Source organism: Streptomyces lanatus (genome assembly GCF_014655715.1).
GTDB classification, from domain to species: Bacteria; Actinomycetota; Actinomycetes; order Streptomycetales; family Streptomycetaceae; genus Streptomyces; species Streptomyces lanatus.
In genome coordinates this window covers 1-4,948 of record NZ_BNBM01000038.1, presented here as the reverse complement: position 1 = coordinate 4,948, position 4,948 = coordinate 1, and the positions used below count along the sequence as shown (strand labels likewise).

The window sequence follows — 4,948 nt, the reverse complement described above, 5'->3', positions numbered from 1 at the left end:
CTCCCTGCATGGACACGGCCAGCAGGACCGAACCAGCTCATTGTGTTAGCCGCTGTAAGTGCCTGAAGATCCTGCACGGCATTGTCGTGGAAGAGTGACACGAGTTCCGATGTCACCTCGGTGGGCATACCGTCTCCCTGCGCATGTGCAACCGCAGTGAGGACGGCTCGCACAGCACCTGGGTTGGCGCGTGAGGTCAGGTCCAGCTCGAGCAGGTCGGGCAGGTTCGTGGGCACCGAGGCAGCCAGATCCAGGGCTTGCTCTGCGGTCTTCGCGGCCGGCAGTGTCTCGACTGACCGGACAAAGACAGTGGCAACCAGGAAGGCTCCGAAGGGGGTGTCAGCAGCATCGTGGATCAGGCGAGTTGCGACGGCTGCCGCCAGGGTGTTGCGCACCCTTCGGGCCGTCCCCGCCTGGTATCCCTTCAAGTCCTCTAATCTGCTGGCCAAGTGAGCGGTCAGATCAGCCCTCAGGTCGCCCTCATCCACCCGGTCCAGGTCGATGAGTGCACCCTCCCGTTGGGCCAGTTGGTGAAGAGCATGCAGGTTGTCCCACGGGCGCATGCCGATGAGAAGTCGGCAGACCGGTCCGGTCCTGGACTTCCTCTCTCCATAGGTGGCCCTGGCAAGCGGAGCGAGGAGCTGTTCCGCTATCGCCGTGGAATCGACGGCTTCGTCCAACGCGTCGAGCACGATGACGGGTCGCTCTGCGAGGTCTGTGATCGCGTCGACGAGGGCTTCGGCGCTCCAGCCGTCCGCCGGCTTGCCGAGCCAGAGTTGGTCGGCGATCGCCGCAACGACTTCCGGCAGCGAGCGCTGGCGTGCGTGCACGGCAGCCATGCGTGAGATGACCGGGGGGCAGCTGCTGGGCTCCTGGGCCTTGAGGCGCATGCGTACGTGCGGGACGGCCTCGACAAGCCGGGGGTGTGCACTGCAGACAACGGCGCTGAGCAGAGCCGACTTACCGACGCCCGGGCTTCCTGTGACGACCATTAGTCCTGGCGATGCGTCAGCGTCGAGCCAGTCAGCCACCTCCCTCAGCTGCGCACGGCGTCCGGCGAAGTGGGTGCCGACGCGGTCGATGAAGTGCTCCGCGTCCCTGCCGCGCTCATACAGGAGGTCATCCATGAACGGCCGGATCGACGCCTGGATGCTTTCCCTTACTGATTCCAGCGGGTCCGGCTCGTACCTCAGGTTCGGGAAGAATGGCAGGAGCGGGTCGTCCAGTCCCTGGTCAAGTGCTGTGGCCACCACTGTCTGAGGTATCCCGGGCATCGCCTCCACGCGCTGCCGGATACGGCGTGCCACCACGGAAAAGGCGATGTAGGCGCGGGTCTTACTGGTGCCAAGCCCGGTCCTGGCCATCTCTTCGAAAACTTCAGCGACTGCCGTGCTGAATCGACCGTCGTAGGCGTCTTCCTCTGAAGCTGCTGCCGCGATCACCCATGCGTAGGTGTCCCGGCCGGCATGGTGGAGCAGGAACGGCAATCGCGCCGCTCGTCCAGATCGGCACAGGTCCAGTAAGAACAGTGTCGGCTGACGCATCGTCTGCGCGGTGGACACCCATTCGCTGACATTGGTGCCGAAGCCGATGGTCGAACAGGACGGCACTGCGTCGACCCTGGTGGGGTCGCCGAGGCTGTCGGTGGCTCCGTGGGTAACGGCACATACGATGCGGGCGGTGCCGAGGGACGTCCCGACAGCGGTGCGCATCGTATGTACGTCTGGATCCCGGTGGCAGTCAACGTCGTAGCCGAGCCCGCGCAGCGACTGCTCGAGCTGGGGCAGTACGGTTTCGACGAACTCGAGGGGATGCCAGGCATCCACACCTGTCGGTGGTTCTTCGCCTGCCCGTAGCGGCGAGGAGAAGCTGCTGACTCCCAGCAGCAAGGCGCGGCTCTCGCCCATCGTCCCTCCGTCATGCACACGGAACTCACCCGGTACGGCCACGGGCACCACTTGGGAGTCCCGGTGCCGGAAAACCTACCTGCCGAGCCGGTGCGGTACGACAAACGGCACGCAGAGCGTCCTGGCGCCCCGGAGGGCCGTCCGAGTGGTCGTACACGGCTGGGGCCGTGTGGAAGTTGCGATCATCCGGCGGCACCGACCAAGATCGGTTGCTCCTCGATGACCGCGCGCATTCGTCTGCGCGCAGTGGGCGTAGGTCGCACAGCCCTGGTGCATTCGGCTGCTACGTCGTGCAAGGCTCGGGAGACGAGTGGGCTGCTGCGAGAGTGGGCCTGCTCCGAGGCTGCCGAGGTCGGTGCGGGCGTGGGCTCGGAAAGTGTCTTGGTCAAGGCACGCAGGGCCCGGTGCTGGAGCGTCTTGATCGCTCCCTCGTTCTTGCCCATGATGCGGGCCGTTTCGGCAACGGACAGGCCCTGCAGGAAGCGCAGGGTGATGCATTCCTGCTGGGGAGGGCTGAGGCTGCGGATGGCCTCGATGAGCTCGGCGTTGTCCGGCGGGTCTCCTGGGAGGGGTTCTTCCCCCGCCTCCGGTGTGCCGGGAGAGTCGAGTATGTCGTGCCCGGATACGCCGAGGCGGAAGTTGTTGGTGTCGACGTAGTCCGTGACCAGGGGGCGGGCGATGGCGAGAAGCCAGGCATTGAAGTCACGGCCCTGCCAGGTGAACAGATGGATGCGGCGCATGGCTCGCAGAAAGGTCTTGGCCGTCAGCTCCTCGGCGGGCGCGCGCTCCCCGATCCGCAAGTAGATGTAGCCGTAGACCCGGTCGGCGTACTTGTCGTAGAGGGCGCCGAAGGCTTCGGGCTGGCCGGCCTGGCTTCGGGCGACCAGCGCCGTGACGGGGTCAGGATTGGCCGGTTCGCCGCCGTGGGCGGCCCCTGGCTGAAGTCTTTTCGGTTCGGTCCTCAACGCTGTCGATCGGCGGTGGGCGGTTCCTGCGGAAACGGGCGCGGTCAGGAGCTTTCTCAGGCGGCGGCGGGCGAGGGCGAGGTGCGTACGTACCGTGCTCTCGCCGACGGCGAGAAACCCGGCGACGTCCTGGACCGGCAGGTCCTCGAAGTAGTGCAGGACGACGACCGAGCGCTGCATGGTCGGCAGGTCCCGAACGGCGGACAGGAGAGTGACATGGTGAACGACTGCTTCGCTGGAGTCGGCGAACGTCAGCTCCTCCTCGGCCGCGGCCTCTGTCACCGGAGCGGTGCGGATGGCCTGACGGTGATCCGCCCAGATGTTGCGGCGGACAGCCGTGCTGACGTAGGCCCATGGATTGTGGATGTCGTCCCAGCGGGGTAAAGCGTCGAGCAGCGCGTCTTGCACGGCGTCCAGGGCGGCGTCGCGGCTCCGGCTGTATGCAGTGGCCTGCGCGACCAGCCTGGCGTGGTAGGTCTCGCAGAACTCCTCGAACGCCATGGTGGCGACGCTCTGGGAGCCGGCGGGTTCGGGGTGTGTCCCCCCGCTGGCGCGGGGGGTCGTATCAGGCGGGGAAGTCTGCGTCACTGAATACCGTCCTCCTGCATCGCGATCCTCGAGTGCGGGGAGCCGGCGTGGTCGCCGCCTGTGATGCCGTTCTGGGCCACGCTGAGGACGATGGTCAGCAGGGCGGCCAGGAACATGCCTAGGGTGAGTCTGGTCATCGTGTCCATCGACTGCCACCAGCCCGTCGGCTCCACGAGTGCGATGCGCACGCGGCATCGGCGCAGGATGCGGCGGGCGGTCATCCAGCAGATCGCGGGAACGAGGGCGACCGTGATGACGGCGGCGAGCCGGACCGCCGGCGAGGCCAGCGCGTCCTGGGAGGCCATAGCGACGAGTACGGCGGTGCCCAGGGTGTCGATACCCAGGCCGAAGATGACGAAGTCGCGGCGCTGGAAGGTCGTTCCCGGGGCCCCCATGCGGCGGCGGGGCGTGAAGATTGCGCGGAACTCACGTCCGCGGGCCTGAACCCAGTCCGGGTCGGTTCCGGTGATGTCGATGTCCACGCAGTACGGCGTGATGGCGATCCGCACCGTACGCAGCGGGCCGTCGGCAGCGACGGTGAGATTGGTGAGCTCGATGACAGCACCGAGGGGCACGGCCTCCGCAAGGACGGGCGCCGAGAGGAGTTCGGTGATCGTGGGAGCGTTGACCGCGATGCTGCTGGCTTCGTCATCCTGGGCGCCACGGATCGGATAGTCCGTACGCAGGGGCTGAATCTCTGTGGAGTCGAAATGCCGCCAAACGACGCGGCATGCCTCCTCGGCCGCCTGCCGCGTCACCCGGCGCGGCCTCAGCCGCAGTTTTTGGGTGCACGGCAGCGCTACTTGTGTCATGAACGCGCAATCTCTCTTTACATCGGTTCCGCTTTCAACAAATCGAACTCGACGCACCGCGTTCCGGCCAGAGACTCGACACGTCAGGGAAAGCATTATCAGCAGAGAGACGCCACGTCCACTTGCTTGCCCTTACACACCCAACTGAACTTTCTTCAAAGATCATTGAGGCTTGACGTTCGATCAAAAGTGAACACACGGGAGCCAGGGTGTCCTCCATGCATCTCGCAGCCTGACACGGTCCATGAATCTATTCGACAACCAAGAGTCAGGCACTGGCCAGCGATAAGGACTTCCTCAACTGAACGGGATACAGAAGACGGCGACGCGTCTCCCTTCGAGGGCGCCCCGTCGGCAGGAACGTACGCACAGAAGCCCCTTGAGGCCCGCGGGCCTCGCCACGTCTGGCGACCGGAGCGCGAACAGCGCAGGGACAGGTGTACGGCGCACGACCAGCGCACACGTTCGCTGCTTCCGTGCGCCGGCCGCTCCTGATGGACGGCGGGCCCGCGCATGAAACGGAGGGCCTGAACTCACGGCAGGCGCCACCGACATGAAGGGCAGCTCATGCTCTGTTCGCATTATCCGCTGGGCGCACATCCCTTTGCAGCACATCGGCTAGAGGTTGTCCCGTAACCGGTGGGGCGGTTGGTGCGTTGGTTGGGCATGGGTGGGG

3 protein-coding genes are annotated in these 4,948 nt (G+C 65.9%); all 3 read right to left on the bottom strand.

Annotation, left to right across the window (positions count from 1 at the left end):
• Window positions 1-1,907 (bottom strand): AAA family ATPase (locus IE325_RS45795; RefSeq protein WP_190076175.1); only part of this gene is annotated, 1,907 nt, incomplete at its 3' end.
• A 182-nt stretch (window positions 1,908-2,089) separates the two neighbouring features.
• On the bottom strand, window positions 2,090-3,373 hold the full coding sequence (locus tag IE325_RS45790; protein WP_190076174.1) for a sigma-70 family RNA polymerase sigma factor: 1,284 nt from the start codon (window positions 3,371-3,373) through the stop codon (window positions 2,090-2,092).
• A gap of 83 nt (window positions 3,374-3,456) precedes the next feature.
• Window positions 3,457-4,272 (bottom strand): hypothetical protein, encoded by an 816-nt coding sequence (locus tag IE325_RS45785; RefSeq protein WP_190076173.1) that lies wholly within the window; start codon window positions 4,270-4,272, stop codon window positions 3,457-3,459.
• Between the last annotated feature and the right edge of the window lie 676 nt (window positions 4,273-4,948).